This window comes from Streptomyces sp. NPDC060205, from assembly GCF_042728395.1.
Classification (GTDB): domain Bacteria; phylum Actinomycetota; class Actinomycetes; order Streptomycetales; family Streptomycetaceae; genus Streptomyces.
This window is the reverse complement of record NZ_JBHWZP010000526.1, coordinates 1-4,355: the sequence shown is the minus strand read 5'-3', so window position 1 is coordinate 4,355 and position 4,355 is coordinate 1. Positions and strand designations below refer to the sequence as shown.

The 4,355-nt window shown below is 72.5% G+C and carries 3 protein-coding genes; 1 reads left to right on the top strand and 2 read right to left on the bottom strand.

Annotated features, from left to right (window positions below; genetic code table 11):
* Positions 1 to 179: 179 nt before the first annotated feature.
* Positions 180 to 1,775, bottom strand: a complete 1,596-nt coding sequence (locus tag ACFWGJ_RS42370) for a sensor histidine kinase (RefSeq protein ID WP_387334295.1) — start codon at positions 1,773 to 1,775, stop codon at positions 180 to 182.
* On the bottom strand, positions 1,772 to 2,488 hold the full coding sequence (locus ACFWGJ_RS42365; protein ID WP_387334294.1) for a response regulator transcription factor: 717 nt from the start codon (positions 2,486 to 2,488) through the stop codon (positions 1,772 to 1,774). Before ACFWGJ_RS42365 ends, ACFWGJ_RS42370 begins: the two co-directional genes overlap by 4 nt.
* A 396-nt stretch (positions 2,489 to 2,884) precedes the next feature.
* Between ACFWGJ_RS42365 and ACFWGJ_RS42360 the strand changes: the two genes are divergently transcribed.
* Complete coding sequence (locus tag ACFWGJ_RS42360; protein WP_387334296.1) at positions 2,885 to 4,231, top strand: DUF3500 domain-containing protein; 1,347 nt, start codon at positions 2,885 to 2,887, stop codon at positions 4,229 to 4,231.
* Positions 4,232 to 4,355 lie beyond the last annotated feature (124 nt).

Sequence of the window (4,355 nt, the reverse complement as noted above, 5' to 3'; positions counted from 1 at the left end):
CCGCACGACGGGGTGCGGCCCTCCGCGCTTGCCGCACCCCTGAGAGGCGAAGGCCGGGACGCAGCCCCGCCTTCGAGGGGCGCGGGGAACTGCGCGACCGGCCCCCACGCACCCGCACAGGACCCGTGACCCGCGGATCCCGGGCCGGGCCGCGGCGGGCCCCGGGTCCTGCCCGGTGGTCAGCGCGGGCCGGACGCAGGGGCCCCTCGGCGCAGACCGGGCCGGGGCACACCCGAGGCCGGCGCCACGGAAGGCGTCGCCGAGGGTGCCTCCGAAGACACATGGGACGGCGGCAGGGTGAGGGCGAACTCCGTGCGGCCCGGAACGCTCCGCACGTCCGTACGGCCGCCGTGCGCCGCCGCGATGGCCGCGACGATCGCCAGGCCCAGCCCGGAGCCGCCGTCGGCGGGGGTGCCCCGGGAACGGGAGCTGTCGCCCCTCGTGAAGCGTTCGAAGACCGCGGGCAGCAGGTGCGGGGGGATGCCGGGCCCGTCGTCGCGGACGCGGATCACGCAGTGGGCCTCCGTAGCCTCCACCGAGACGACGACCGTCGTGCCCGCGGGCGTGTGCACGCGCGCGTTGGCCAGCAGGTTGGCCACCACCTGATGGAGGCGGGCCTCGTCGCCCAGGACGAGCGCGGGGGTGTCGAGGAGCAGCGCCAGCTGCCAGTCGTGGTCGCCGCCCGCCGCCCGCGCGTCCCACACCGCTTCGGCGACCAGCGCCGCGAGGTCCACCTCGGCCGACTGGAGCGGGCGCCCCTCGTCGAGCCGGGCGAGCAGCAGCAGGTCCTCCACGAGGCCCGTCATGCGCGCCGATTCGGCGGAGATCCGCCGCCAGGCCAGCGCGGGCTCGATCCGCTGGGTGCCGCGGTTCATCAGCTCCGCGTACCCGGCGATGGACGCGAGCGGTGTACGGAGTTCATGGCTGGCGTCCGCGAGGAAGCGGCGCATGCGTTCCTCGCCGCGCTGGCGTTCGGCGAGCGAGGACTCCACATGGTCGATCATGCGGTTGAGCGCGGCGCCGACCTGCCCGGCCTCGCTGCCGGGGTAGGTGTCCCGTTCGCGTACCCGGGTGAGGCCGGTGACCGCGCCCCGGCCCAGCGGGACCCGCGAGACCTCGACGGCGGTGGCGGCCACCCGCCCGAGCGGCCGCAGCTGACGGCGTATCACCACGGCGCAGACCACACCCGCGGCGGCCAGGCCGAGAGCGCCCGCCACGGCCTCGATCAGGACCAGACCGCCGATCATGTCCTGTACGTCGTCCATCGGGAGCCCGGTCAGTACGGGCACGCCGTCGCCCGCGATGGCGGTCACGCGGTAGGTGCCGAGGCCGGGGATCGTACGGGTGTGCAGGGAGCCGTCGGTGGCGATGCCGTCCAGGGCGGCGCGCTGGGCGGCGGTGAGGGTCCGCTGCGTACCGTCGTCCGTGACCACCTGGGCCGCGATGACCTGCCCGGTCCCATCCGCATCCGCATCCGCATGCACAGCGGCAGCGGTGTCGGCATCGGCAGCGAAGCGGGCGGCGAGCGTGCCGACCGCCTGTCCGCGTTCGTTGAGGAAGCCGAGGTCCGTGTCGTCGCCCGTGCGGCGCTGCAGTCCGCCCTGGCTGCGTTCGGCGGCGTCGGTGACGCGCTGGTCGAGATTGCCCATCAGATAGGCACGCTGGGCGAGGACGGTGGTGAGCGCCATCGCCGCGCAGACGACGACCAGGGTGACGCCGATGAAGAGCAGGAGACGGGTGCGCAGGGAACGCCGCTCCGGCAGGCGCGGCCTCATCTGCCGTCCCCCGGCGGTCTGATGGCGTACCCGACGCCCCGAACGGTGTGGATCATCGGCGTCCGCCCCTTGTCGATCTTGCGGCGGAGGCTGGAGATGTAGACCTCGACGAGGTTCCCTCCGCCGTCGAAGCAGCTGCTCCACACACGGTCGAGTATCTGTGTCTTGCTCAGCACCTGGCGCGGGTGGCTCAGCAACAGGCTGAGAAGGTCGAACTCCTTGGCGGTGAGCTGGACGCGCGTACCGTCGCGGTGCACCTCCCGGGTCTCCCCGGTCAGTACCAGGTCCCCGAGGGCCAGCACCGAACCGCCGGGCCCGGCGTGCTCGGCGCCGGCGCGCCGCAGCAGTCCGCGCAGCCGCAGCACGACCTCCTCCAGGGAGAAGGGCTTCGTCACGTAGTCGTCGGCGCCGGAGGCGAGGCCGTCGATACGGTGTTCCAGCGCGTCGCGCGCGGTGAGCATCAGGACGGGCAGCTTCGGGTTCTCCTGGCGCAGCCGGCGCAGGACCTGGATGCCGTCCAGGTCGGGGAGCATGCCGTCGAGGACGACGGCGTGCGGGGCGCGGGCGCGGGCCATGCGCAGCGCGGAGTGGCCGTCCGCGGCGGGGTAAGGGCGCCAGCCTGCCTCCGTGACTGCCGCGCAGAGCAGTTCGGTCAGACCTGGTTCGTCGTCGACGATCAGTACGCGTACAGGCTCGTTCCGGGTGCCAGACATGTGGTGATGCTGTCCCATTCGCCTGGGAACTCCCTGTGCCCCACCTGAGCCGGAGCCGTGCGTCCGCGCATCCGCGCATCCGCGCCACCGCTGAGAGGTGCGGGCCCACTGTGGCTGGTCGCGCAGTTCCCCGCGCCCCTGAAGGGTGCGGGTTCGTTGTGGCTGGTCGCGCAGTTCCCCGCGCCCCTTGAGTGGTGCGGGTCCGTTGTGGCTGGTCGCGCAGTTCCTCGCGCCCCTGGGCGGTGCGGGCAGCCCCCACGCGCCCGGACCCGCCCCCCTCACTCACTTCAGCTGAGCCTCAGGTTGTCGTCCCACCGTCGTGTCACGTGGCCGTCCGGCAGGGGCAGGTCCATGACGGAGAGGGGCTGGACCGTGGAGGAGAACGCATCGGTCGCGATGACCGGGCCGCACACCGGGGAACCCGCGGCGCGGGAGCCGCAGACAGGCCGTCAGGCTCACGCGAGCCGACGCAACTTCATGCGCAAGGTCTTCTTCGCCGGCGGCGCCACCGCCGTCGCGACGATGGGCGGCGCCGGCGCCTGGGCCGCCCTGGCCGCGGACGAGACCGACGCGACCGCCGCGGCCACCCCGAGCGGCACCGCCACCGGCGCCCCCACCGGTGCCCCGAGCGGAGGTCCGGGCGGAGCCGGAGGCCCCGGCAACCAGTCCATCACCGAGGACTTCTTCGGCCTCACCACCGACGGCAAGAGGATCGACGACCTCTTCACGGTCCACTCCGAGGGCGTCACGACCGCCCCGGTGATCGCCGCGGCCAACGCCTTCCTGGCCCAGCTGAGCGATACGCAGAAGTCGTCGACGCAGTTCACCGTCCACTCCACCGAGTGGCGGCTGTGGAGCAACGTCGACGCGTACGACCGCCAGGGCGTCTCGATCGCCGACCTCTCCGACGAACAGCAGGCCCTCGGCAAGGCCCTGCTGAAGTCGGCGCTCAGCGCCGACGGCCTGGAGACCACGGAGAAGATCCGCAGGATCAACCAGGCCGCGGGGGAGGCGATCGACAACACGGACTCCTTCAACGAGGAGGCCTTCTACTACACGGTGCTCGGCACGCCGTCCGCCACCGAACCCTGGGGCTTCCAGTTCGACGGGCACCACCTGGTCATCAACTACTTCGTGCTCGGCGACCAGGTCGTCATGAGCCCCTGCTTCTGGGGCTCGGAGCCGACCGAGATCGAGATCGACGGCACGACCGTCTCCGTGTGCAAGGAGGAGGTCACAGCGAGCCTCGCCTTCATCAACTCCCTCACCGAGGAACAGCGGACGGTCGCGGTCGAGTCCACGGCCAAGTCGAACGAGTCCATGAAGGCGGGCGCCTTCGCCGACAACACCGTCCAGGAGTACACCGGCATCCGCGGCTCGGCCCTCACCGCCGCCCAGAAGCGCAAGCTCCTCGGCATCGTCGAGGCCTTCACGGGCCGGGCCAAGGCCGACGTCGCCAAGGCCCGACTCGCCGAAGTGCGGGCCCACTTGAACGACACCCACGTCACCTGGGCGGGCGGCATCGAGGACGACTCGGCCTTCTACGTCCGGGTGCACAGCCCGGTCGTCTGGGTCGAGGTCGACTGCCAGGCCCCCGGCCCGCTCGCGGGCGCGTACGGCGCCTCGCAGGGCAGCGGTGCCACCCAGATGCACGTCCACTCCGTCATCCGCACCCCGAACGGCAACGACTACGGGAAGGAGCTCCTGCGACAGCACTACCTGACGTCCCCTCACCACCGCTGAGGGCCCCGACGCCCCCGGGCGTCCGAGAGTCACCCGTCATCGTGAGGGCCGCACCCGTCCGGGTGCTGGCCGCACCCGGGAGCCGGTTTAATTTGACATGGGCCCCGCTACGGTAGACCGCAAC